This is a genomic window from Phascolarctobacterium faecium DSM 14760, from assembly GCF_003269275.1.
GTDB lineage: Bacteria > Bacillota > Negativicutes > Acidaminococcales > Acidaminococcaceae > Phascolarctobacterium > Phascolarctobacterium faecium.
The window spans coordinates 209,576-234,999 of record NZ_QLTS01000002.1 but is presented as its reverse complement, the minus strand read 5'-3'; the positions used below and the strand labels follow the sequence as shown (position 1 = coordinate 234,999).

20 protein-coding genes and 1 riboswitch are annotated in these 25,424 nt (G+C 47.8%); of the genes, 17 read left to right on the top strand and 3 right to left on the bottom strand.

All coding sequences use genetic code 11. From position 1 onward, the window contains the following. The first annotated feature begins 145 nt into the window (after positions 1-145). Together pcrA and ligA are read left to right on the top strand one after the other, a co-directional pair. Positions 146-2,404 carry a DNA helicase PcrA gene (gene pcrA / locus C8D73_RS04960; RefSeq protein WP_113077493.1) on the top strand — a complete coding sequence of 753 codons (2,259 nt, stop codon included), beginning with the start codon at positions 146-148 and terminating at the stop codon, positions 2,402-2,404. A gap of 140 nt (positions 2,405-2,544) precedes the next feature. Further along, positions 2,545-4,605: an NAD-dependent DNA ligase LigA gene (ligA, locus tag C8D73_RS04955; RefSeq protein ID WP_113077492.1), complete on the top strand. Its 2,061-nt coding sequence runs from the start codon at positions 2,545-2,547 to the stop codon at positions 4,603-4,605. Positions 4,606-4,678: 73 nt separating this feature from the next. On the opposite strand, the gene C8D73_RS04950 is transcribed toward ligA, so the two are convergent. Then, on the bottom strand, positions 4,679-5,182 hold the full coding sequence (locus tag C8D73_RS04950; protein WP_113077491.1) for a flavin reductase family protein: 504 nt from the start codon (positions 5,180-5,182) through the stop codon (positions 4,679-4,681). A gap of 174 nt (positions 5,183-5,356) precedes the next feature. Here C8D73_RS04950 and C8D73_RS04945 point away from each other — a divergent pair, with 174 nt between their 5' ends. The 11 genes from C8D73_RS04945 to queC all read left to right on the top strand — a co-directional run bounded on the left by C8D73_RS04945 (position 5,357) and on the right by queC (position 19,881). Next, positions 5,357-5,932: a hypothetical protein gene (locus tag C8D73_RS04945; RefSeq protein WP_113077490.1), complete on the top strand. Its 576-nt coding sequence runs from the start codon at positions 5,357-5,359 to the stop codon at positions 5,930-5,932. Between the two features lie 164 nt (positions 5,933-6,096). Next, the gene (gatC, locus tag C8D73_RS04940) at positions 6,097-6,384 is read left to right on the top strand and encodes an Asp-tRNA(Asn)/Glu-tRNA(Gln) amidotransferase subunit GatC (protein ID WP_021719058.1); all 288 of its coding nucleotides are present in this window, start codon (positions 6,097-6,099) and stop codon (positions 6,382-6,384) included. Between the two features lie 17 nt (positions 6,385-6,401). After that, entirely contained in the window at positions 6,402-7,868 is a 1,467-nt protein-coding gene (gatA, locus tag C8D73_RS04935) for an Asp-tRNA(Asn)/Glu-tRNA(Gln) amidotransferase subunit GatA (RefSeq protein ID WP_113077489.1), read from the top strand. Further along, complete coding sequence (gatB, locus tag C8D73_RS04930) at positions 7,868-9,310, top strand: Asp-tRNA(Asn)/Glu-tRNA(Gln) amidotransferase subunit GatB (RefSeq protein WP_021719056.1); 1,443 nt, start codon at positions 7,868-7,870, stop codon at positions 9,308-9,310. Before gatA ends, gatB begins: the two co-directional genes overlap by 1 nt. Before the next feature lie 40 nt (positions 9,311-9,350). Further along, complete coding sequence (locus tag C8D73_RS04925; protein ID WP_021719053.1) at positions 9,351-9,659, top strand: DUF898 family protein; 309 nt, start codon at positions 9,351-9,353, stop codon at positions 9,657-9,659. A 175-nt stretch (positions 9,660-9,834) separates the two neighbouring features. Continuing rightward, positions 9,835-9,918: riboswitch (cyclic di-GMP riboswitch) on the top strand. A gap of 425 nt (positions 9,919-10,343) precedes the next feature. After that, complete coding sequence (locus C8D73_RS04920) at positions 10,344-15,701, top strand: autotransporter domain-containing protein (RefSeq protein WP_113077488.1); 5,358 nt, start codon at positions 10,344-10,346, stop codon at positions 15,699-15,701. Positions 15,702-15,957: 256 nt separating this feature from the next. Continuing rightward, positions 15,958-16,614: a YczE/YyaS/YitT family protein gene (locus C8D73_RS04915; protein ID WP_021719051.1), complete on the top strand. Its 657-nt coding sequence runs from the start codon at positions 15,958-15,960 to the stop codon at positions 16,612-16,614. A gap of 219 nt (positions 16,615-16,833) precedes the next feature. Then, positions 16,834-16,995 carry a FeoB-associated Cys-rich membrane protein gene (locus C8D73_RS04910; protein ID WP_113077487.1) on the top strand — a complete coding sequence of 54 codons (162 nt, stop codon included), beginning with the start codon at positions 16,834-16,836 and terminating at the stop codon, positions 16,993-16,995. A gap of 164 nt (positions 16,996-17,159) precedes the next feature. Then, positions 17,160-18,284, top strand: a complete 1,125-nt coding sequence (gene alr, locus C8D73_RS04905) for an alanine racemase (RefSeq protein ID WP_021719049.1) — start codon at positions 17,160-17,162, stop codon at positions 18,282-18,284. A 174-nt stretch (positions 18,285-18,458) separates the two neighbouring features. Further along, positions 18,459-19,190: a hypothetical protein gene (locus C8D73_RS04900; RefSeq protein ID WP_113077486.1), complete on the top strand. Its 732-nt coding sequence runs from the start codon at positions 18,459-18,461 to the stop codon at positions 19,188-19,190. 13 nt (positions 19,191-19,203) lie between these two features. Next, a complete protein-coding gene (queC, locus tag C8D73_RS04895; protein WP_021719047.1) occupies positions 19,204-19,881 on the top strand; it encodes a 7-cyano-7-deazaguanine synthase QueC in 678 nt (225 codons plus the stop codon). A 37-nt stretch (positions 19,882-19,918) separates the two neighbouring features. Here queC and C8D73_RS04890 read toward each other — a convergent pair whose 3' ends face one another. Then, entirely contained in the window at positions 19,919-20,374 is a 456-nt protein-coding gene (locus C8D73_RS04890; RefSeq protein ID WP_211305781.1) for a GNAT family N-acetyltransferase, read from the bottom strand. Then, the gene (locus tag C8D73_RS04885; RefSeq protein ID WP_146739220.1) at positions 20,298-20,897 is read right to left on the bottom strand and encodes a MarR family winged helix-turn-helix transcriptional regulator; all 600 of its coding nucleotides are present in this window, start codon (positions 20,895-20,897) and stop codon (positions 20,298-20,300) included. Before C8D73_RS04885 ends, C8D73_RS04890 begins: the two co-directional genes overlap by 77 nt. A gap of 189 nt (positions 20,898-21,086) precedes the next feature. On the opposite strand from C8D73_RS04885, the gene C8D73_RS04880 reads away from it, so the two are divergent. The 4 genes from C8D73_RS04880 (at position 21,087) to C8D73_RS04865 (ending at position 25,386) form a co-directional block, all read left to right on the top strand. Beyond that, a complete protein-coding gene (locus tag C8D73_RS04880; RefSeq protein ID WP_170123169.1) occupies positions 21,087-22,319 on the top strand; it encodes an OmpP1/FadL family transporter in 1,233 nt (410 codons plus the stop codon). Positions 22,320-22,457: 138 nt separating this feature from the next. After that, entirely contained in the window at positions 22,458-22,976 is a 519-nt protein-coding gene (locus tag C8D73_RS04875; RefSeq protein ID WP_113077483.1) for a hypothetical protein, read from the top strand. 218 nt (positions 22,977-23,194) lie between these two features. Then, entirely contained in the window at positions 23,195-23,989 is a 795-nt protein-coding gene (locus tag C8D73_RS04870) for an EFR1 family ferrodoxin (RefSeq protein ID WP_113077482.1), read from the top strand. Beyond that, positions 23,986-25,386 carry an FAD-binding oxidoreductase gene (locus C8D73_RS04865; RefSeq protein ID WP_113077481.1) on the top strand — a complete coding sequence of 467 codons (1,401 nt, stop codon included), beginning with the start codon at positions 23,986-23,988 and terminating at the stop codon, positions 25,384-25,386. The genes C8D73_RS04870 and C8D73_RS04865 overlap by 4 nt, the downstream gene beginning before the upstream one ends. The last annotated feature ends 38 nt before the right edge of the window (positions 25,387-25,424 follow it).

Here is a 25,424-nt window from a genome sequence, read left to right as displayed (position 1 = left end):
ACTGGATTTATTTTCAGTGCTTATTTATTTTCTTGGCTGCGGCGAATAAAATAGCAGGAAAAAGTGAATCAGAAGCGAATAATATTAAAGTTACGATAAAATAAAAAGATGCGGCACAGGCAGTGCCGAATAGACGGAGGAACCAATGACAGAGACCTTAGCAGGCCTTAATCCAGAACAGGCCGAAGCAGTACAGACAACCAACGGACCCATGCTGATCATGGCAGGTGCCGGCAGCGGCAAGACCAAGGTGCTTACTTGCCGGATCGCACATTTGCTGCAGCAGGGCGTACGTCCTTACCGTATTTTAGCAATTACGTTTACCAATAAAGCGGCCGCCGAAATGCGCGAGCGCGTCGATAAAATGGCGGGAGCTGCGGCTAAAGATGTCTGGCTGTTTACCTTCCATGCTTTCTGTGCCCGTTTTTTGCGGATGGAAATAACTAAATTAGGCGGTTATGGCAGTAATTTTGCTATCTATGACAGCAGCGACAGCCAGAACCTGATTAAACAGATTTTAAAAGAACTGAATCTGGATGAAAAGCGTTTTCAGCCGGCCGGTATCGCGTCGCGTATTTCCAATGCCAAAAACCAGCTGCAGAGCGTCAGTGATTTCAGTAAAGCTGCTTCGGATTTTTACAATCAGAAAGTGGCGGAGATATATGAACGTTATCAGAATAAACTGCTGGTCAATAACGCGGTGGATTTTGACGATCTGCTGGTACTGTCGATACGGCTGCTGCAGGAAAGCGAAGAAGTGCGCGCCAAGTATCAGGAGCGTTTTGATTATCTGCTGGTAGACGAATATCAGGATACCAACCATGCCCAATATCTTTTAACCAAGCTTCTGGCGGCCAGACATCGTAATATCTGTGTCGTGGGCGATGCCGACCAGAGCATTTACGGCTGGCGCGGTGCTGATATCCAGAACATTCTGGATTTTGAAAAGGATTATCCCGAAGCCAAAATCATCAAGCTGGAACAGAATTACCGCAGTACGCAGGTTATTTTGGATGCTGCGAATGCTGTTATTGAAAATAATACAGGCCGCAAACCTAAAAATTTGTGGACGGATAATGATAATGGTGTGGCGATCACTTATTTTCAGGCTATCGACGAACGCGACGAGGCCCGTTTTGTGATCGAAAAACTGCAGGAGCTGCAGGGCCAGCAGAATATGAAGCTGGGCGAGATGGCAGTCTTGTACCGCACGAATACGCAGTCGCGTATTTTTGAGGAAATGCTTATCAAAAGCGGGATCACCTATAATATGGTCGGAGGACTTAAATTCTACGACCGTAAGGAGATCAAGGATATCATCGCTTATCTGCGCGTGATTTTTAACCCGGCAGATTCGCTGAGTCTGCTGCGGATCATCAATGTGCCGCGCCGCGGTATCGGCGATGCAACGCTGGCCAAGCTGCAGGCCCATGCCGCTGAAAATGGGATGTCGTTGTTTGACGTGGTATCGAATGCCGCGCAGGTCGAAGGACTGAGCATCCGTTTCGTCAGCAAGCTGGATGAACTGGCGGCTATCATTTTTGATTTGATGAATCAGGCTGATAACCTGCCGGTAGAGGAACTGATCGAACAGGTGCTGAATAAGACCGGTTATATGGAAGAACTGCGGAATGAGCATACAGCGCAGGCGCAGAGCCGCATTGACAACCTGATGGAATTGATGTCCGTCGGGCAGGAATTTGCCAAGACGGAAGAAGAGAATAATCTGGAAAATTTCCTGGGGCATGTGGCGCTGGTGTCGGATATCGACGATGCCGAGCTGGGTGAGGACGCTATTACGCTGATGACACTGCATTCTTCGAAGGGTCTGGAATTCCCGATCGTCTTTTTGGCCGGCATGGAGGAAGGTATTTTCCCATTGGCCGGCATGGAGGAAGGTATTTTCCCACATGCGCGGACGCTGATGAACGAGGAAGAAGTGGAAGAAGAACGCCGCTTGTGTTATGTTGGCATTACCCGTGCAGAGAAACAGCTCTTTTTGAGCAATGCAAAGATGCGGACTATTTATGGGCATACGGTGTCCTACCCGCCGTCACGGTTTTTACAGGAAGTGCCGCGTAATCTGGTTACGGTCTTCAAACGTCCGGCATTAGAACGCAGGACGATCAATATGGTGGAAGCAAAACCGCAGAAACGCAGCCGTGATACGAACTGGTTCCTGGGCGGGCAGGAAAGCTTTATTCCCAAGCAGGCAATGAGCACTGCGGGAGCTGCTGCCGGCGGCAGTTTTAAGGCCGGCGATAAGGTGAGCCATGCTAAATGGGGCGTGGGGACAGTCGTCAGTGTTACATCGTCGCAGGATGGGCAGGAAGTGAAAATCGCGTTTGCCGGTGCCGGTATCCGCAGCCTGCTGACCAAGTATGCAGTATTGAAGAAGCTGTAATTAAATAGTGTTTTGGTGGCAAAGTGCCGTACCATATATAGAATAGTAAAATTAAATTTGACACTCTGATTTTTGAAACAATGAGACTAAAGCCTGAAAAACAGAAGCCGCCGAAGGGCAGCACAATAAAGGAGGCAGTCATGGAACTGGAACGCGCACAGGCTAAAAACGAGGCCGAACATTTGCGGGCAGAGATCCGCCATCACGAATTTTTATATTATGTGCTGGATGCACCTGAGATCACCGACGCAGAATATGACCGGATGCTGGTGCGCCTGCGTGAGCTTGAAGCGGCCTGGCCTGACGATGTGCCTGCCGATTCGCCGACGCGCCGTGTAGGCGGGAAGGTGAATCCCGAATTTACTGAGGTCAGACATCTGACGCCGCTTTTGAGTCTGGGCAATGCTTTTTCGGATGCAGAGCTGGTAGCTTTTGATCAGCGTGTGCGCAGCGGTCTGCCGGAAGGCAGTGCTGTAGAATATGTTATGGAGCCGAAAATCGACGGACTGGCCTGCAGCCTGATTTATGAAAATGGACGTTTGGTAAGGGCGGCAACGCGCGGTGACGGTGTGATCGGCGAAAATGTAACAGCCAATGTACGCACGATCCGGTCGATCCCTTTGGTGCTGAATATGAAAAACGGCGCCGCGCCGCCGGAGCTTTTAGATGTGCGCGGTGAAATCTATATGCCAAGGCATGCTTTTATGCAGCTGAACGAACAGCGCCTGGAGGCCGGCGAGAGCGAATTTGCCAATCCGCGTAATGCGGCTGCCGGCAGTCTGCGTCAGTTGGACCCTAACGTAACGGCGCAGCGGTCGTTAAGCTTTTTTGCTTATGCCGTAGGCGAAGGAGCCAGGGACAAGCATGCCGATTCTTTGGCGATGCTGGCTGATTATGGCTTTAAGGTCAGTGAAAATTACCGTATCGTAAAAAGTATCGATGCGGCGATAGAATATATCAGGGAATTTGACTCCCGGCGTAAAAGTCTGGCTTATGATACTGACGGCGCAGTACTTAAAGTCAACGCTGTTTATCAGCAGGATATTTTAGGTGCGACAGGCAAGGACCCACGCTGGGCGATCGCTTTTAAATTTCCGCCTGAGCAGGCTGAAACCAGGCTGGAGGATATCGTGATCCAGGTTGGGCGCACAGGCGTGCTGACGCCGACGGCGGTACTGACGCCGGTAAGGCTGTCGGGCAGTACGGTAAGCAGGGCCACGCTGCACAATGAAGATTTTATTAAAGCGAAGGATATCAGGATCGGCGATACGGTGGTCATCAATAAAGCCGGTGAAATCATCCCGGAGGTTCTGTATGTCGTGCTGGGCAAACGGCCGGAAGATACGAAGCCTTATGCGATGCCGCAGGAATGTCCGGAGTGCGGCTGGGCTGTTGAACGTAAAGACGGTGAGGCAGCTTTGCGCTGCACTAATCCGCATTGCCCGGCTTTGGGACGCGAAGGGCTGATCCATTTTGCTTCTAAAGGAGCAATGGATATCGAAGGCTGTGGACCGGCGGTTATCAATCAGCTGCTGGAGGCGGAACTGATCCGCGACGTCAGCGACCTGTATCTGCTGACTAAAGAACAGCTGGTAGTGCTGGATAGAATGGGTGAAAAATCGGCGGAAAATTTAGTGAAAGCTATTGCCGCCAGCAAGGAGCAGAGCTTCGACCGGTTGCTTTTCGGCCTGGGCATCCGTCACGTCGGGGCCAAGGTGGCTAGGCTGCTGGCAGTGCATTTTGGTACGGTCGAGAATTTGCTGGCTGCCGATGCAGAGCAGATCGCCGCTATCGACGATATTGGACCGAAGATAGCTGAAAGCGTCGTTACTTATTTGGCGTCGCCGTCGAACCGCGACTTGCTCACCCGTCTGAAAGAGCTGGGTCTGAATATGGAAATGCAGGTTCAGGCTGTCAGCGAAGAGCATCCCTTTTATGGCAAAACTATGGTCTTTACAGGTACGATGCCGACTTTGGGACGTGCTGAAGCGCAGACTATGGCGCAGGACGTGGGCGCTAAGGTCAGCGGCAGCGTCAGTAAAAAAACGGACTATGTCGTCGCCGGTGCCGAAGCAGGCAGTAAGCTGACGAAGGCGGAACAGCTGGGTGTGACTGTTATCGACGAAGCCGAATTTTTGCGCTTGCTAAGCGGTGCAGCTGAAGTATCGGGGACAGAGACAAAGGAACAGAAGCTTTTTTAAAAATATAATAGAAAAACAAACGACTGCATAATAAAAATTATGCAGTCGTTTGGCGTTTATGAAGCTAAAATTTTTATTTGTCCAGATAAGCGGCTGTGATCTCGCCGGTGTAGTAGGTGTGCCAATCCTTATCGGCATACCATCTGTCGGCCAGAGCCTTATCAAAATTTTCCGGTGCCATTTCGCGTTTTTCCACGATGCGGCATTCCAGATGCAGCCCGGCGCCTTTGATGACGGGCACTTTAACGGTCTGCCCTTCAGCAGGGGTGATTTCTGCCGCGGCGAATTTATCCATGTCACGTCCTGATTTGCTGCCGCATAGCCCCAGTGCTTTACTGAAAGCGGCTGTCAGCGGAAAACTGACGGTAAATTCGTTATGGGCTTCGATCAGCTCGTGCGTATAGCGTGAGTGACGTACCATTACGGTAAAAACAGGTTTGCCCCAAATATTGCCCAGCGCTCCCCAGCCAATCGTCATCGTATTGTGTCTGCCGCCTGCGGCAGTAGTAAGAAAAGCACCCTTCGCCAAAACCTTTAAAATAGTTTCCGCATGGTCGAAAGCGTTGATATTTTGCATAGCTGTCACACTCCTTCTACTATTATTATAATCGCTTTTGTGTGACAATGCTGTAAATTTGGCGAAAACAGGCATTGAAGCCAGGTGAAAATATTCAAATAGAGATCGATTGACAGTGCAAAAGAAATAAATTAAACTAGGTGCAAGTAAAAATATATCTTTAGGAGGCATTTTATGTTGAAGAAAAGTATGGCGGCAGTAGTTATGGTCATGGTGTTTGCCCTGGCACTGGCAGGCTGCGGCGGTAGTGACGGTGTCATGAGCAAGGGGTATGGGGATCTTTTCCGCGACAAAGCAGCTATTAATAAGGCGGTTACTGAAATAAAAGCCAAAGGCGGCGGTACGCCGCTGATGATTTTTCAAAGTATGCATTTCGGACCGGAATTTATTAATTTTTCCCGACAGGACCCTAAGAATAAAGAAAACGTCGATAATTTTGTCTGGACGCCTAATACAGGCTGGCAGGGACCTAAAATCGTAAAATTGAGCGGCGGCGGTAAACTTGAAGATAATTTATTCAATATTGACGACGTCAACTGGGATGCGATACCTGTTTTTATTGCTGAAACAGAGAAACTGGCAAAAGAAAACGGTATCGAAAAGGCTTCACTGGGCAGCAGCATTATGATCAATTTCAATGTCAGGAAGCAGACTCTCAGTTTTTCTGCTACTGTAAAAGGTGAACGTAAAGATGCTTATTCTACCGGCGATGTCCAGACAGGTAAAGTTACTAATTTCAGAGTGAAATAATAAAAAATAAACCTGCCGTTAAAGGCGGGTTTATTTTTTGCCGCGGCAGTTGCTGAAGCAAAGCGGTATATGATGGATATTATAGAAGTATAGGACAATTTGTGATATAATATATCCGATTTATTGCATATAATGAAGAACATTTATCATAGGAAGGTGAAAAAATGAAGGTCACGACCAAAGATGTAGAATACATCGCCCAGCTTTCCCGTTTGACTATTCCTGAGGGTGAAATGGAAAAATTCACGGAACAGTTCAATCAGATCCTCAATTATGCCGATATTTTGCAGAAGCTTGATACCGCAGGCATCGAGCCGACTCCGTACGTGCTGCCGATCAGCAACGCGTTCCGTGAGGACGTAGCTCTGCCCGGCGTTACTCAGGAAGAAGCGCTGAAAAATGCTCCGGCAGTCCATAACGGCGGCTTTAAAGTGCCCCGCGTTATCGAATAAGAGAGGGAGGAACTACTGTGGATCTTTACAAGAGCACTGCTCATGAATTGCATGATAAACTCGTTAATAAAGAAATCAGCTCCGTGGAACTGACTAAAGCTCTGTATGAGCGCATCGACGCTGTCGAGGATCAGGTCAAAGCCTATGTGACGCTGGATAAAGAAAATGCTTTGGCACAGGCGGCCAAGGTTGACGCCATGATCGCCGCCGGTGAAAAAATCGCTCCGCTGGCCGGCATCCCCGGCGCGATCAAAGATAATATCTGCACTAAAGGTCTTTTGACGACCTGTTCGTCCAAAATGCTGGCTAATGTTGTGCCGATTTATGATGCGCATGTTATTAAAAAACTTCGCGCCGAAGAAACTATTTTCCTCGGCAAAACAAATATGGACGAATTTGCGATGGGTTCTACTACTGAATCGTCTTATTTCCAGGCTACTCATAATCCATGGAACCTGGACCGCGTACCCGGCGGCTCCTCCGGCGGCAGTGCCGCTGCTATCGCGGCTGGCGAAGCTATCTGGACTCTGGGTTCAGATACCGGCGGTTCTATTCGTCAGCCTGCTTCTTTTAACGGCTGTGTCGGTATCAAACCGACCTATGGCCGTGTTTCCCGTTACGGCTGCGTGGCTTTTGCGTCTTCGCTCGACCAGATCGGGCCGATCACCCGCGACGTTACCGATGCCGCTACAGTGCTCAATACTATCTGCGGCAAGGACGAGCATGATTCTACTTCGCTGCCGGTGGAAGTGCCTGACTTTACCAAAGCTCTGCGTCAGGACGTTAAAGGCCTGCGTATCGGTCTGCCGAAAGAATATTACGGCGAAGGCCTGGACCCCAAAGTCCATGCCGAACTGAAAAAAGCAATCGCTCAATACGAAGCCATGGGCGCTGAGATCGTTGAGATTTCCCTGCCTCATACCGAATATGCGGTCATTACCTATTACATCATTGCTCCGGCAGAGGCTTCCGCCAATCTGGCCCGTTATGACGGCGTCCGGTACGGTTTCCGTGCGGCTAATGCCACCAGCGCGCCCGAAATGACTACGCTCAGCCGTACAGAAGGCTTCGGCGCGGAAGTAAAACGCCGTATCATGCTGGGAACTTATGTTTTGAGCAGCGGCTATTACGATGCTTACTATAAAAAAGCCATGCAGGTGCGCACGCTTATCCGCCGCGACTTTGACAGCGCTTTTGAAAAATGTGACGTTATCCTGGCGCCGACCTCCCCGGTCGTTGCTTATCCTATCGACGGCAAAATGGATCCTTTGTCCATCTATATGCTCGACGTTTACACCATTCCGGTCAATATGGCGGGCCTGCCGGGTATTTCCGTACCCTGCGGCTTCGCGGACGGTATGCCTGTGGGCATGCAGCTGATCGGCAAACCGCTGGACGAAGAAACCGTGCTGCGTGCAGCCTATACCTTTGAACAAGCCAACGAATACCACAAGGTACTGGCACCGTTAGGAGGTAACAAATAATGAAAAAATATACTACTGTTATCGGCCTGGAAGTCCATGCCGAGCTCAAAACAAATTCTAAAGCGTTCTGCTCCTGCTCGACTGAGTTCGGCGGCGAGCCTAACACCCATGTCTGCCCGGTCTGCCTGGGGATGCCCGGCGCTTTGCCTGTGCTCAACAAACAGGTGGTGGAATTTGCTATCCGTGCGGGACTGGCTCTGAACTGCGATATCCAGAAATTCAATAAATTCGACCGTAAAAACTATTTTTATCCCGATCTGTCAAAAAACTATCAGATCTCTCAATTCGATCAGCCTATTTGCCTGGGCGGGCATATCGACATTGAAGTGGAAGGCGGGAAAAAACGTATCGGCGTGACCCGTATCCATATGGAAGAAGATGCCGGGAAGCTGAACCACAGCGGCGCTACGATCAGTACCTCCGACTCGTCGGCAGTAGACTACAACCGTGCCGGCGTACCTCTGATCGAGATTGTCTCCGAGCCTGATATGCGCAGCTCCGAAGAAGCCCGCGCCTACCTGGAACAATTAAAAGCTATTTTGGAATATACTGATGTCTGCGACTGCAAAATGCAGGAAGGCAGTCTGCGCTGTGATGCCAATATCTCTGTCATGCCGGAAGGCGCTGCCGAGTTCGGTACCCGCGCCGAGATCAAAAACCTTAACTCCTTCCGCGCTCTGGTGCGCGCGATCGAGTACGAAGTCGAGCGGCAGATCGACCTTGTTGAAAGCGGCGGCCATGTTGTGCAGGAGACCCGTACTTGGGATGACGCGCAGGGCATGACCTTGTCCATGCGCAGCAAAGAAGAAGCGCATGACTACCGTTATTTCCCGGAACCTGATCTGGTGCCGGTAGAATTAGACGACGCCTGGATCGAACGCGTTAAAAATGAACTGCCAGAGCTTCCTGCTCAGCGTCAGCAGCGGTTGATGACAGAAAATGGCCTGCCTGCTTATGATGCAGGATTGATCGTTGCCACCAAAGCTATGGCCGACTACTTTGATGCTGCCTGCAAAAATGCCGGTGATGACAAAGCTGTAGCCAACTGGCTTTTGGGCGATGTTTCCGCCTATCTCAACAACGAAGGCATCGAAATCGATGCTTTCCCGATCAAACCGGAAAACCTGGGCGAAATGGTTGCCCTGATCAAAGGCGGCGTGTTGTCCAGCAAGCTTGCTAAAAAAGTATTTGCCGAAATGCTCAAAGCCGACAAATCTCCGAAAGTCCTCGTTAAAGAGCTGGGCTTGGAGCAGGTCAGCGACGAAGGCGCTATTGCCGCTATCGTTGATGAAGTGCTGGCCGAAAATCCGCAGTCTATTGCCGACTTTAAAGCCGGTAAAGACCGTGCAATCGGCTTCCTGGTCGGTCAGGTCATGAAAAAATCCCGCGGCAAAGCTAACCCGGGTATGGTCAATAAATTATTAGTAGAAAAAATGCAGTAAACGACTGCTGATTTTAAATCCTGTAAATGGGGGTGTCGCAATGAATAAACCGTTTGTTTTTGTTGGTTCAGGTTTGGGCTATTTGTGGTTGCTCATTTGGACGACTGTCGTTTCTATTATTACTGTGGGCTTGTTTTTCCCATGGGCTTATTCAGCGCAGCAGCGCTGGATCTGTGCTAATACCTACGTTGAAGGCAGGCGGCTGCGTTTCGACGGCACCGGGCTGGGGTTCTTTTTTCAATGGCTGGTCATTATGCTTCTGACTGCTGTTACTTTTGGCATTTATGCTCCCTGGGGCTATTGCCAGTTTAAACGCTGGGAGACCCGTAATACAGTTTTTGATGATTGAAAGCAACTGCCTGCTGTAATAAAACAATAAACAAAAGCTCCGTCTTTTTGACGGAGCTTTTTTGTCGTTCTGATTTATTTATATTTGCTAGAAAAATATTTAAAAATACAAATAAATATGCTTGTAGATATATAAAAAGTATGATATTCTTTTAATAAGTAAAAGAATATTAAATAATATAAAACGGCAAAACTGTCGAAAGGCAGTGACGCAAAGCTATAGGGTCTAAACCTTTACGGAATGACAGCCAGCTGCACTTAGCAGAGACGTGATCCGGAAGGGGTCAGCTGTCTCTGTTTTTATTTTGTCGAAAAGAGAAGCAGAAAGGGCCGTGCAGCATTGGCAGCAGCTTGGGCGCCTGGCAAAACGTCAGGGCAAAGCGCAGAAGGACAACGGCTATTAAAAATCTTTATGTCTTGTGGGGGGGTACTAAAGTGCTATAATATATTTGAAGCACTTTTACAATAATTAAAAAAGTTGTTTAAAAATGGTGCAGGATTTTGAATATAGTGGTTAAAGTGGTCAAAATTTGGAAAGGGGATTTGATGATGAGATCAAAAAGCTTGGCAAAAAACAAGGATTTACAAAGGAAAGTACTGTGCTCGCTGCTTGCAGCAGGCGTAATGTCCGTTTGTATATCTGGGGGGGGACGTTTGGGCGTCTGGTACGATTAAGGATCAAGATATGATCATTACCAGTAATATGGATATTGTTGCCGATGATGGCGAATTTGAAGGTGTTACGAATAGATATGCGGCTATAGGACATACACAAGATTCAACTATGACAGTTACTGCAAAACCGGGCGTTATGGTGGATAGTGTAGTAACAGCTACAAATGGTAGAGCTATGGGGATAGTTAATGTAGGTAATGGCGTTTTAAATGTTAACGGTAATTATAGTTTTGCGTTAAATGCTGATACTGTGAGAGGTATTAGAAATAATGGATATAATGACCTTAATTTGAACGGTGATTTTATAATTAAAGCAGTAAGTAAAGGCAAAAACTCTAATAATGATGTAGTAGTTGGGGTAGAGGCATTCAATGGAACGAATATTACTGTTAACGGTGATAAATTAAATATTGATATCACTACTGATAATGCCAGAATAATTGGCGTACAAAATTTTAATAATAATGGTGAAACTATTACTTTTAACAGTAATGATACGTCAATAAAAGCAGTGCAAATAGGAACTGGCAGTGTTTGTCAAGGTGTGTTGGCTTATCAAAGCACGACTAATTTTAATGGCAACGTCGTTATTGATCTTAAGGCTGATCAAGTGACGGATCAAGTACACGGCATAGATATTCAATGTGACCCTGGTAATAGTTATGAAACTGTTGTCAATTTTAATAATCAAAAAACTGACATAAAGGTTGAAGGGGGAGCAGGTTCGACTGTAGCTGCTATTAGAGCATCAGGTGTTCCTGGAACAGTAAATTTGAACGGTAAAGTAACCAATCTTACTGCTACGAATATTGCTGATGGATTTTCTGCAGCAGTTATCAGCCAATATGGAGCGCATGTAAAATCAGGCGCCGATTCGGATGTCAATGCTAGTGTAAATTCCAAGAATGGCGATGCAGTTGCAGTTTATATAAGTGAGTATGCCGGTTATAATGGAAATGTTGAATTAAAAGGAAGTCTTACAGCAAATGTCGTCAGTGAAAATGGTGCTGCGTGTGGCATTTTAGGAGAATTGTCAGACGAGGTAAAAGCGGAGACTGATGGAAATATTTACATCGGTAAAAATTTGAATTTAGGTGTTAATTCTAGTAATAGTGAAGCAATAGGTATTGGTGCTTCTGGTAAATATAATAAAACTAGTATCTTAGGGGATACCGCCATCACCGCCACAGGCAAAACTGGTGCGCACGCTCTTTATGCTGAGAAAGGCAGCGAGATCACTATCGGCAGTAAGGGCAAAATTGTAGACTTGACAGTTTCTAGCACCAATGGCGGCAAGGTTTATGGACTCGATGCGACAGGTGGATCTGATATTACTGTAAATGGCAGTAATTTGACCATAGACGTAAGTTCCTCTGTGGAAAATGGAACTATTAATGATAGGATTTTTGCTATTGATGCTTCGGACAATAAAGGCGGAAAAATAATTTTAAATAGTGATGGAATCACTCTTGTTGGCGAGCAAAAAGGGCATACTGTATATTGTGATGGTGTGCGTGCCAATGTGAGTACGATTGAGTTTAACGGCAATACTACAATTGATTTAAAGGCTGACTTAAAAGATGATTGGAGTGCTACCGAGAGTAAAAATAAACAGAGCCAGTTTGCCGGTATTAATGTGCAGTGTGATCCAGATGATAATAATGCTACAATTGTTGTTTTTAATGGAGGCAAGACGGATATTAAAGTTGAAGGTAAAGCTACATGGTTTGCTGCTGTACAGGGTTCTGGCGTTCCTGGGTCAATAAATTTTACAGGTAAAAAAGTAAATATTACGGCAGTCAACAATAAAGCTGTGAGGGAAGGGGATTCAACAACAGTCGGTATCTATGCCCAGTATGGGGCGACTATAAATTCTGTTGCAGCTACTGATATTGTTACTACGGTAGAGGCTAATGGTTATGCAAATGGCATTTATAATACAAACAATTTTAGCTATAATGGCAATGTAAAATTAAAAGGCAATTTTATGGGAACAGTTATCAGTAATGAAAGCAGTGCCTATGGCATTTATAATGATCCTCTTGCTGCTGATAACACAGGTGGCGAAGTTTACATAGGTAAAGGTTTAAAACTTGATGTTACTGCTCTAAAGGGTGAAGCGGTAGGAATTTATGGAGAAGGTGAACATAGTAAAACTACAGTTTTAGGTGACGTTATTATTACTACAAACGGTCAAAATGATTCTTACTCTCTTTATGCTGCTGCCAAAGCCAATATTACTCTTGGCAGTGCCGGCAAAACGGTTGCGCTGACAGGCGACGTTACGGCTAAAGATGCAGACAGTATCATTACGCTGGCAGGCGATAGCAATGTTGTTAAAGGCACGGTTACGGCTGATGCCGGCGGCATAGTTTTGGGAGGCGGTGACAAGGCAACCTATACAGTCGACAAATTTGTAACCAAAGGTGCTGGAGAAAGAGCTTCTGCTGCTGTGAGCGGTACGATCACCGTCAGCGGCGGTACTTTGAATATTGATAATCTAAGCGATATTAATAAATTTGATTTAGCTGATAATTCACTGATTGTCACTGGTAAAGGCGTGTTGAAAGCTGCGTCGGATAAGGTTTTTGAAGCTGATACTAGTGGTAAAAAAGTTATTGCGGGTGTTGACCAAAAAGTATTGTTCAATGGCGGTAAACTGGCTATTAGTGATACCAGTTATACTCTGGCAGACAGCAAGGTATACAGTGAGGCTTTGGGAAAGGTTGATGACAGCGGTGTAGGTGCTAATACCAAAACCACGATCGTTATGACCGGTACACTGCAAGATCAGCCTGTAGACAACAAGGCCACTGTAGACGACCTGGCGCCGACAGGTGCCGTCCATACCAATGTCACCGGTACGGTAAGCACTGGCACCTTGAACGTAGGTGACGACATTTACTCTGAAGGCGCGACGGGTGTCAATAATGACCTGGGCGTCAAAGACCTGGATTTCAGCAGTAACAGCGGCACTGTTGATGCCAGCGTCACTATCAGCAACGATACCGGGCTGACACTGGTTGGCGACGGCAGCAGTGAACTGCTGAAAGGCACCGGTTCCAATAATACTGTAACGGTAGGCAGTAACAGCGACAGTGCCGGTACCCTGACCCTTGGCAATGCGGCTGCAGAAAGCAGCGGCGGCACCTTGAACGCAAATGTAACCCTGCAGTCCGACAGCCAGATGACTGTAGAAGCAGGCAGCTTTACAGTTGATAAGATCACAGCCACAGAAGGAACGGTAGCTGTCAACGCAGGTGCGGATCTGACAACGATGCAAGACTTTACAGTTGGCGATGCCATTAATAATAAAACGGGTACGATAGACGCTGCCGGATCTATAACAGCCGGCAAAGTGGATTTGCAGCAGGGGACCGTAGCCGTTACCGGCTCTTTAACGGCAAATGAGCTTAGCGTCGGCACGTCCAAAAAAGAAGGCACTGTCACCGCAGCCGGCACAGTAGACGTCGGCACCTTGAACCTGAACAGAGGCAAAGTTGAAGTTACAGGTGCGTTGGCAGCAGAAACGTTGACAGTTGCGGATAATAGCGGTGCTTCTATAGCAGTCGGCGCTGCTGACAGCGCCGGCACGCTGACTGCTAAAAATGTACAGCTTGGCGGTACCAGCCTCATGCTGGACCCTGCCTGGAAAGATGGTAGTATGATTCAGACAGCATCTAAAGCAGGGCTGAAATTTAACGGCAACCAGGTAGACGGAAAACTGACCGTAGGACAAAATTCAGTCTTGAGTCTGGGCACTGCGGATACGGCGAAAGCGGAAGCCGCCTTTGCCGATACCGGATTGACCTGGGGGCAAAATGACATCACCGCTGCTTTGTATATCGATTACGAGCAGACCATGGACAGCACGAAAGGCGGCATCAAAGTCGACGGCAGCCTGACTCATGTAAGCGACAGCAAAGATCTTGCTGCGGCCAACACCGCAACTTTCGCAGCCGGCTCGCTGCTGATGGTCGCCGGTGACGCCGCACTGACGATGGACGGAGCGTTAAAAGCAGGCGGCACGGCTACGATTACTATCAGTAATGGCAGCGCTGCGACTTTAAAAGTTGATTCCGGCGCCAAACTTTATATCGCCGATGCACAGGCCGATAAACAATATACCATCGTCAGCGGCTTTACGAACAGCGGTAGCGATGTTACAGACGGCGGCTGGAACGGTACGAACCTGCTGTTGAACAAACTGGTCAAGGGCAGCGGCAGCTATAGTAGCGGCAGCTTTACCGTCAGCACGCAGAAAGTTAAAGCCAGCGAAGCTCTGCCGGGCGTAGCTTTGCCGAATATTCTTGATGCAATGAGCTCTCAAACTGATTCGCCTTATGCGGGTATCAAATATCTGAGCAATGCGATCAGCGGCCTTAATAGTAATGCGCAGACGCTTGTGGCAGTCAACTCCTTCGCCCAGGGAGCGGAAAACAGCGGCGCTACCCGCACGGGTGCTTTAGCAGCCCTGGATCTGGGGACGGCGGCGCAGGAACATCTGTCCCTGGCCAAGGCGGCTGCAGAACAGAGCGGCGGCTTCGGCAAAGCTGCTGTTGATACTGCTGACAACGGCGGCATCTGGGCACAATATATCCACAACAAAGATAAAGTCGATAACATGGGCGGCGTCAGCTATGACGGACAATACAACGGTGTTATCATCGGCGGCGACTTTGCAGACCGTGGCAAATACAGCAGCGGCATAGCTTTCAGTTATGGCAGCGGCGACAGCACCGGCAGCGCCTCTAAAAATGAATTTGACTTCTGGGGCCTCAGCTACTATGGCGGTATCCAAAACGGCGATACCAATCTGATTTTCGATGTCGGTTACAGCAAAACCAGCAGTGACGTCAAAGGCGTAATCAAGGCCGAACCTGACACGCAGGTCATCAGTATGGGAGTCAAAGGTGAAAAACTTATCAGCAATGGGCATGGAACGAGCTATGTACCGTATGCGGGCCTGCGTTATATGAATATTGATACGGACAGCTATAACGGCAGTATCGACGGGAAGACGGCCGCTCATTACAGTACCGATAAAGCTGATTTGTGGTTGTTGCCGGTAGGCATCAGCATCAGCCATGAAAGCGTTACTGCCGGAGGCTGGAAAGTGCGTCCGACAGCCGATATCGCTTATGTTTGGACTTTAGGTGATAAAAATACTGCGATGGATATTACCGTTCCGGGTGTAAATGCGACCGACAGACTTGGCTATGATATCATGGACAGCGGTTTCTTTGTCGGCAAACTGGGCCTGGAGGCTGAAAAAGGTGATTGGACTTATGGCTTAGGCTATGCCTGCCAGAAAGGCAGTCATGCTCAAAACAGTAAATTTATGCTCAATGTAACTTACAGCTTCTAAAAAACAACTTTTTCAAAATCTCTTTTTCCTGTTCACCCTTTTGTGTACCTGTGTGGAAAGCCTGCCTTTTATCGGCAGGCTTTCTGCTTTTGATGCGGACGTTTATTTGTAGATGTCGGGTCATATTTTATATTCGCATGATTTATGGTAAAATAAAGATACAATCCAATGGCTTGAGCGTACGGTTTCTTGCATGCTGAGAACCGTTTTTTTATTTGGAGCTTGCCTGTTATGTTTTGAAAGAAGGAAAAGTAAATTGGGATCAGTCCATAATCAACATTTTAAGCCGCGGCTGGCGATGTTTGCCGTGGGGATATTTTTAATGACTTTTGGTATCGCTCTGTCCTGTAAGGCCGACTTGGGCACATCGCCGATTTCCAGTGTACCGTGGGTTATGAGTATGTTTTTACCTTTTAGTTTGGGTGATATTACGATCATGATGAACATTGTTATGATCCTGGCGCAGCCGCTTATTCTGAGGGCGCTTTATGTAAGGGAGCTGGTGGGCCAGCTGCTGACGACGCTGGCTTTTGGCTGCAGCATTGATTTTTCAATGGGTCTGTTGGACTGGTTTATACCGGGCAGTGCGCTGGAGCAATGGCTTGCTTGCCTTTTAAGCATTGTTGTCTTGGCTTTGGGTGTTTTTCTGGAGGTGCGCGCTAAAATCTTTTTAGTTGCGGGCGAAGGTGTGGTCAGTGTACTGGCTTTTGTTACTCAAAAAAAGTTCAGCCTGATCAAAAATTGTTTCGATATATCGCTGGTCACTTTAGCGATTATTATTTCCTGGGTGGAATTCGGTACATTACAAGGAGTTGGAGCCGGTACAGTAGTGGCCGCAGTTTTAGTAGGGCGGTTTGTACATTTGTATGAAAGCAGGCTGAGTTTTTTCGATCGCTGGAAAGTAGAAGCTTAAGTGGCTGCAGCTTGATTTTCCTGTAAAATATTTTAAATTTTTTGGTTTCAAAATATTTGTCTTATCTGTAAAAAATATTTTAAGTGCTTGCCAAAAAAGCAGGAACGTAGTACAATGTGGTTAGCGAAAGCTAACCTGAGTGAATTTAAATTTATGGTACAATAAAGCGTCTGCGGCAGAAGCCGTAATGGCGCAGCGTGAACGAAAGCAGGTGTAAAAATGGCTGATTATATTATTGGCGGTATTTTAGTGGCTCTGGCAATTTTGGCACTGCGTAGCGTCTTCAAAAAAACATCTTCCGGCGGTTGTACCGGCTGCAGCGGCTGTAATGGCTGCGGACCCAGCTGTCACGGACAGGATCAGGAAACTGCCTCCAAATAAGCGGTGGAATGGCAGACGCCTGCGGCGTCGAAGCCTTGCAGATTATTGACAAATCATTTTAAAAAGCATATAATTTGACCATAAGGTCATTGGATTTTGTATCAGCCGCAGGCGCACGCAGACGTACGTGTCCTGCGTTTTTTTGTGAAGGTGGGTTTAGTTTTATGTATCATATCGACCGGGGCGCGTGGGCCGAGATCAATCTTGATGCCGTGGCGCATAACGTGCAGATCGCCAAAAGCAATCTTGATCCCCATACTAAGCTGTGTGCCGTTGTCAAGGCTGATGCTTACGGACATGGCGCGGTAGCGGTAGCCCGCGAAGCCGAAAAGAACGGCGCTGATTTTCTGGCCGTAGCGCTGCTGCAGGAAGGTCTTGAGCTGCGTGAAGCAGGTATCAGGCTGCCTATTTTAGTGCTGGGTTCGCTGCAGCCGGGAGCTGCCAATGTTGTAGTGCAGTTTGATATCAGTCACGCCGTTTTTGACGAAGAACGTTTATATGCCCTTAACGAAGCGGCTGTTAAATTGAATAAAAAAGCCAGGATCCATATCGCTATTGATACCGGTATGCATCGGATCGGCGTACATGTTCGCGATGCGGGTGAATTTGCGGCTAAGGCCGCGGCGCTGCCTGGCATTGAGATCGAAGGAGTGTTCTCGCATTTTGCAACGGCAGATGCTGATGACAAAGCCTATGCCGCGCATCAGTTTGAACGCTTCCAGGAAGCGCTGAAGCTGATCAGGGAGAAGGGTATCAGGGTACCGCTGGCACATATCGCCAACAGTGCCGCTTTGACAGAACTGCGTGAATATCAGATGGATATGGTGCGTCAGGGTATTACTTTGTATGGTTTGCATCCTGCGCATATGAGCGATTGTTATAAAGATTTTGAGCCTGTCATGACGGTCAAATCGACGGTAAGCTTTGTCAAAAGCCTGCCTGCCGGTGCGACTATCGGTTATGGGCGTACTTATACATTGAGCCGTCCCAGTGTTATTGCCACGGTGCCGGTCGGTTATGCCGACGGCGTCAACAGACGTCTTTCCAACGTGGGCTATATGCTGGTTGGCGGCGGCAGGGCTCCTATCGTGGGCCGCGTGTGTATGGATCAGGTGATGCTTGACGTTACCGACCTGCCTCCGGTCAAAGTGGGCGACGAAGTCACCGTTTTCGGCGGCAAAGATTTGCCGATGGAACTGGTTGCGCAGTGGGCAGGTACTATCTGCTACGAGCTGGTCTGCAGCGTCAGTCCGCGGATGCCGCGCCGTTATGTGCGCAACGAAAAGTGAGTCTGCTTTAAAAACGCTTTCCCTTATTTATGGCTGCTTTTGGCTTCGGCCGGGCAGCCGCTTTTTTATTTGCAAAGGCTGTAAAAGCAGGAGGGCGTTATTTTTATTTAGGCCGCTGCGGCGGCAATATGCTACAATAATAATATAAGAATCAGTAAGGAGTGTGACTTGACTATGAACGAACAGGAATGGCAGGCGTGTGTGAACCATGTGGCCGGCGGTGAATATCCGGTCCCCCGCGGTATGATCAGCAACTATAACGACTGGCGCTGCCGCTCGACGGTGGGGCGCGCTTTATATTGGATGGATGAGGTAGAAGCCGCGATGCATGTCCTGGCAACGATACTTGATGTGGAGCCTGATATGGAGGATGCACCGGAAATGGGCCTCAGCGAAGCTGAACATAAAGTGCTGTGCCTGCGGGATATAGCTGAAATCGTTTGGAAGTTGGCCCATAATGAGGATGCCGCTTTGAATTATCTGGATCAGGCCTATGCATTGAGCCGGGCTTATAAACATCCCTTCCGCAGCGCTTCCCGCGGCGATATGTTTTATCGCCGGCTGGCGATTCTGCGTGAGGTAGGCAAAGAAGAGCAGGCTGTACAGGAAGCGGAAAAGATGCTGGAGCTGGAAGCTGAAAACGACGGTATCAATCCTTACCGTTATTTTGCCTATAAATTTTTAGCTGAGCATGAACATAATAATGGTGATGACGAAAAAGCGGCACAGCTGTTTGCGGAGGCTTTCAGGTATTATCCGGTCAGTGAAGCCGGTGAGCGTGATCTGGCCAAAGCGGCAACGGCTGAAACAGCTGCCGACCGTTATAAGGCTTATGTATTTTGCAGCACGATTCAATACAAGCCCTGGGAAGAATTACCGCCTGCCATCATCAGGCGCGATCTGTGACGGAGGTTGCAGTATGAAAAAAGTAGTGTTATTAAGCGGCGGTATCGACAGCACCACCTGTCTGGCGCAGGCTGTGCAGGTCTGCGGTGCGGAAAATGTCACGGCGCTGTGTGTTTTTTACGGGCAGAAGCACAGCAGGGAAATGGCAGCAGCCCGTAAGGTTGCGGCTTATTATGGTGTACGTTTACTGGAGCAGGATATTGCCGGCATCATGTCCTATAGTAATTGCTCACTGCTGGCTGCCAGCAGTGAAGCCATCGAACATAAAAGCTACGCGCAGCAGCTGGCTGAGCATGGCGAAGGTACGGTAGCGACTTATGTACCGTTTCGCAATGGCCTTTTGATCAGCGCTGCTGCCGCTATTGCCATTTCATTGGGAGCTGATGCGATCTGTTATGGCGCTCATGCTGACGATGCGGCTGGACGGGCTTATCCGGATTGTACGCCGGAGTTTTATGCGGCTATGGATACTGCCATTTATGAAGGCAGCGGTAAATTGTGTCATCTGGAAGCACCGCTGCTGAATAAAAATAAAGCGCAAATAGTGGAGCTGGGACTGAATTTGGGTGCTCCTTATCAATATACTTGGTCGTGCTATGAAGGAGGCGACAGGCCGTGCGGCGAATGCGGCACCTGCATCGACAGGGCCAATGCCTTTAAGGCCAACGGCGTGGACGACCCTGCTTTATAAGTAAAAACACACCCTTTTTAAAGGGTGTGTTTTTATTTTACAGTACTTTTTCATAACAGTAAAACTGGTGCTCCATTTTACGGAACTGGATTTCACCGCAGAAATGATAGCCGTGCTTTAGAAACAGCTGCTGAGCTTTTTCGTTCAGGGCGTAGGTATCTGTTTTTAAATAACGCAGTCCCAGACTGAGAGCGAGCGTTTCAGCCTGCTGCAGCAATTCAGAGCCGGTACCGCGGCCGCGCAGGTCCGGGTCAACTGCCATGCGATGCAGGACCAGGGCTTTTTCCGCCAAAGTCCAGCCGGCATCAGCATAAACAGCTGGTTCGGTCTGATTGATGCAGATCAGGCCGCAGATCTGTCCTTCAGCTTCTGATACAAAAAGATCGCCTTGGGTGATGTCTGCGGCAAAATCCTGTTCAGTTGGATAAACCTCGTCCCACTGGTAGTTGCCGTAAGCGTGCATTTCCCTGACCGTATCCTGCACGATAGCCATGATCCGTGTTAAATCCTGCATAGTTGCCAAACGCAGCATCATTGCACCTCGATTCTTTGTTTTTGACCCTTTGTTTTTGACCCTTTGTTTTTTGCCAGTGTGTTTCCAGATTGGCACACATTTTTTTGAACAGCCTGTTCAGTTCTTTGCGTTCTGACGCTGTAAAATTTTGCAGACACAACTGCAGGCTGGTGTTTTCTTCAGTGATGATTTGATCGTAGAGCAGGAGAGCTTTTTCTGTTGGGAAAAGCTGCCAGTGCCGCTGGTCTTCGCTGCTGCGCTGCCTGTTTATATAACCGGCAGCGGTCAATTTTTGGACAGCTTTGGCAGTCGTAGATTTATCGACTTTTAATAAGAGCGATAAATCGTTTTGATTGATACCCGTATTTTCGCAGATCCGGGTCAGAAAAATAAACTGTCCCCGTTGCAGCGCCAGTTCCTTAAAATGCAGATCATGAAGATAGTGGATCGTGCGCGCCAGCGTGCCGATGTCACGCAGTAGGTCATTATGCAGTTTTGTCATAATATTCACCGCCATATTAGTTGAACTTTCAACTAATATTATGACGTAAAAGGTTGAAAAATGCAAGCTAAATATATTATAAAAAATAATTTAATTGTTGGATTAAAACTTTCTCCACAATAAAAAGCAAAAGCTGTTAAAATATTGTTATTAATATTGGAAAATTTTGTTAATTGTGAGGTGTCTGTTTTGTTTTTAAAGAAACATTTTACGATAATAGGGTTGGCCTGTGTTTTGTCTGTGCCGGCTGTCGATGCTGGGGCCGAAGGCTTTGCGATCAACGAGTGGTCAGCTGAAGGTGTGGCTATGGGCGGAGCGCGAATGTTTGCTGAGAATGACGCCGCCAATATTGCCTACAATCCGGCGTCAATCACCAAAGTGCGGGGCGAAGCTTTTAAACAGAGTGCGGTTTATATCAGCCCGCATGGCAAATATACGGCTTATGACGCTACAGGAAAGTCTATTGACGAAGGTAAAAACGTCGTACATGCCGGTTGGGCTCCCGGCAATTACTATGTCAAACAGCTCAACGACAAAGACTGGATTGGTGTAGGGTTGTTCAGCCGTTTCGGCATGATCTCAGAATTTGAACGGGATTCTAAAGTTGCATCTAATGCCTTTTTCTCTCGCTTGAACGGCGCCAGCCTGACGCCGACCTATGCCCGCAAGTTTGACAACAAGTGGAGTGCGGCCGTGGGGGCGGAAGTCAATTATGTGGGTCTGGAACTGCAGAAAAATTCTCAAATTCCATTTATGGGGGGTGCAGCTACGCAAACAAAGGGCGAAAGCTGGGCTTTAGGCTGGAATGCGGCTGCCAATTATGCTTTTGATTCTAAAAATGAGATCGGCCTGGTTTACCGCAGCAAGGTGACTCACAGTATGGAAGCAGATTTTAAAGCTTATATGGTAAATGGTATGAGTATAAAAAGAGATGCCTATGGCAAAGTAACTTTGCCCGACAGCTGGGCTATTGGTTACAATCATAAATTTGATGACCGTACTCGGGTAGAATTGAACGGTACCTATACCAAATGGAGTACTTATGATGCTTTGAATATCGACATTGAAGGTTTAGGAACTATTGCTTCTCCAAAAAACTGGAGCAACGGCTGGCGTTATGCTTTGGGCGTAGAACATAAACTGAGTGACAAATATACCATCATGGGCGGTTATGCTTATGATGAATCGGTAATACCTTTTGACGGCGCCGATTTTATCGTGCCGACCGGTGCCCGCCGCACCTACAGTCTGGGCTTCCAGTACCACGATAAAAAACAGACGCTTGCCATGACCTTGGGCTTTATCGATATCGATGGGTTGAGCATCAAAGGACATGTAGCAGCTGGTGATACTTATGATACCGCCCGCAGCCATGATAACTATGCTAAAGTTGTCGGTATCAGCTATCAGCGTAATTTCTGATATAAATAGCTAAGCAAAAAACTCTGCGTTGACAGAGCTTTTTGTAACAGCAGTTCAGAAAATAAAAGAAGTTGCATTGTAAATTTGATTTAATGTAAAATTTCAGCATTGTATAATCAAGCTGAAAGGGTGAGAGAAATGACAAAACGTTTGCTGATTTTAATTATGGCATTGCTTTTGGTCTGCGCTTCTTGTTTAGCTGATGAGCAGGTTGTAGTGGATTCTTTTAAAGTGCATGTGCAGGATATTATGCAGCCTGTTCTCGCTACCTATAAAAAAGATGCTGTCCACATACGTTATTTTGATCCCTCTAAACATGGACTGCAGGGTTCAGGACATTGGTTCAAGGTGCGGAATCTGGAACCTGTTTATTCTTTGGATGTTAAAAAAAATGATTCTGTCATGTACCCTTATATAGGCATACTTGATGTTGAGCGATACACTGAAATATTTACAGGCAGTTATCCTACCAAAGAAGAAGCCTCCAAAGCAGAGAAATCATATCTTTCTAATGCTATGCAGCACTGGCGCTTTTACTATGGCTATCAGAAGGGTAAATGGGAGAAAACAAAAGTTGAATTTTACAGAGATACTGAAAAAAGATTTATGAGTGATAAAATAACGATAACAGAATATGATGTTTTTGCAAATCGTTAGAATAAAGGTGTGTATTTGCTCTTTATAGCTAATGGAGCTGGTACGGATAGTTGATGATAATAGCAGGAATGAAAAGACGCTCTTACGGGTGTCTTTTTTTATTAGCAGATAAATTTGGATCATATGTCGTTTTTGACTATCCAACTTCATTTGGTATATAATGGAAGCGGTTATTTATCTGCCGTTTGACGGATTATCAAAGAAGCGAGGCGAACCTCATGGCAGTGATTTTTTATTTGAGTGGCACAGGTAACAGCCTGTATGCCGCTAAAAGTATCGCGCAGGAACTGGAGCAGTGCCGGCTGGAAGGCATTACCGGTTATTTAAAAGCGCCTTACGAGGTGCAGGACGAAGTTGTCGGTATCGTCTGCCCTGTTTATTGTATGGCGCTGCCGCCTGTAGTGGAGGCTTTTCTGCAGCAGGTGAAAATGGTGCCTCAGTATATCTTTTTAGTAGTGACTATGGGCGCGATGTCTGGACAGGCGCTGGGTCAGGGGAAAGAGCTTTTAAAGCAGCGTGAGCTGCGGTTATCATATGGCGCTCAGGTGGCGCTGCCTGATAACAGTATCGTCTTTCCTTCGCCGCAGGCACGTCAGGAGAAGCTGCTGCGCAACGCTCCGGCTGAATTGGGACTGATCGCCCGTAATATCAAAAATAAGTATGATAATTATCAGCATCTGGATCGTGGTTTTTTGTGGAAGTATGGCGGTACAGCTGCCGGTATGTGGGTGCTGGATAAGATCAAGCAGTTCGGTAAGCTGAGCTGCGCTGATGATAAATGTGTCGGCTGCGGCATTTGTGCCGAGGTCTGCCCCGCGGGCAATATAACTATGGCAGCTGGTAAGCCTGCTTTTGGCAGCGAGTGTGTGCATTGCTTCGGTTGTGCGCACTGGTGTCCGCAGAATGCTATCAGCCTGGGACGTTTAAAACCCGATCAGAAAACTCGGTATAAGCACCCGGAGATTACGCCTGCCGAGCTGGCAGTACAGAAGGAAAGGAAAGATGAAATATGAAAACTTACGCTCCCGTAACGGAAGCAGTGCTGGAGGATTTAAAGACTATCGTCGGTGCTGAATACGTTTTGACCGAGCCTGAAAAATTAGAGCAATATCAGACTGACGAAGAAACTGATCCGCGCAAGTTCCATCTGCCGGAGGCGGTTGTTCTGCCGAAGGACGCGCAGGAGATCGCGGCTGTTATCAAGCTGGCCAATACATATGATGTGCCGGTCACTGTCCGCAGCGGCGGCACCAGTCTGGCTGGCGGCGCTATTCCTGTATGCGGCGGTATTGTCCTTTTAATGGAACGGTTGAACAAGATCATCGAGCTGAATGCCGAAGGCATGTATATGGAGGTTGAAGCCGGTGTGCGTACTGTCGATATTCAAAAATATGCCAATGAGGCTGGTTTTCTGTATGCAGGCGACCCCTGCAGCGCTGAAAGCTGTCTGATCGGCGGTAACATCGCCACTAATGCCGGCGGCAATAAAGCGGTGCGTTACGGTGTGACCCGTGACCAGGTTTACGCTGTCGAGGTCGTAACACCGACTGGTGAGATCGTAGAGCTGGGAGCACGTTTAAAGAAAAAATCGACCGGGTACTGCCTGGAACAGCTGATTATGGGCAGTGAGGGCACGCTGGGCATTATCACTAAGGCGACGCTTAAGCTGCAGCCGATCCCGCCTTACAGATTTGATCTGCTGGCTGTGTTCAGCGATCCGGAGCAGGCCTTGGACGTAGTGCCGAAAATCATGCAGGCCGGCATTAATCCGACCAGTGTGGAGTATATGGATAATTCCTATGTGCGCGGTACGGCCGACTATCTGGAGTTTAAGGGAGCCCCTCATTATGAGAACGGCATTTATGTTATCATCACAGTGGAGACTTTCAGCGAGGACGAGCTGGATCTGAAAATGGAGCAGCTGGATGAGTTGTGCAGTGCTGCCGGCGCTGTCGATGTGCTGGAAGCCGATGAACGTATTTGGGATATGCGCCGCAACTGTCAGGAGTCTGTACGTCTGATCAGTCTGGTTTCCCTGACGGACGACGTGGTAGTTCCTGTTAATGAGATCGCCGGTACGATCAAGTTTATTATGAAAATAGGCGAAAAATATCCTTTCCCGGTCAAAATCAACGCGCATATCGGCGACGGGAATCTGCATATCGTTTTATGCAAATGCGAATTGAGCGACGAAGAATGGGAAAACAAAGTGGAAGCTTTCCATAAAGAGGTTTATACTTATGCTTACAGCATCGGCGGGCGTCTGGCCGGCGAGCATGGTATCGGCGCAAAAAAACTCAGAGAAATGGAAACATATACCCCGGCCGGCGAGCTGGTGATCATGCGCACGATCAAGGCGGCAATGGACCCGCAGCTGATTTTGAACCCGGGCAAGATCTTTGATCTGTAAGTTATTGAACTGCAGCGGCAGTATGCTGCGGAAAAGAT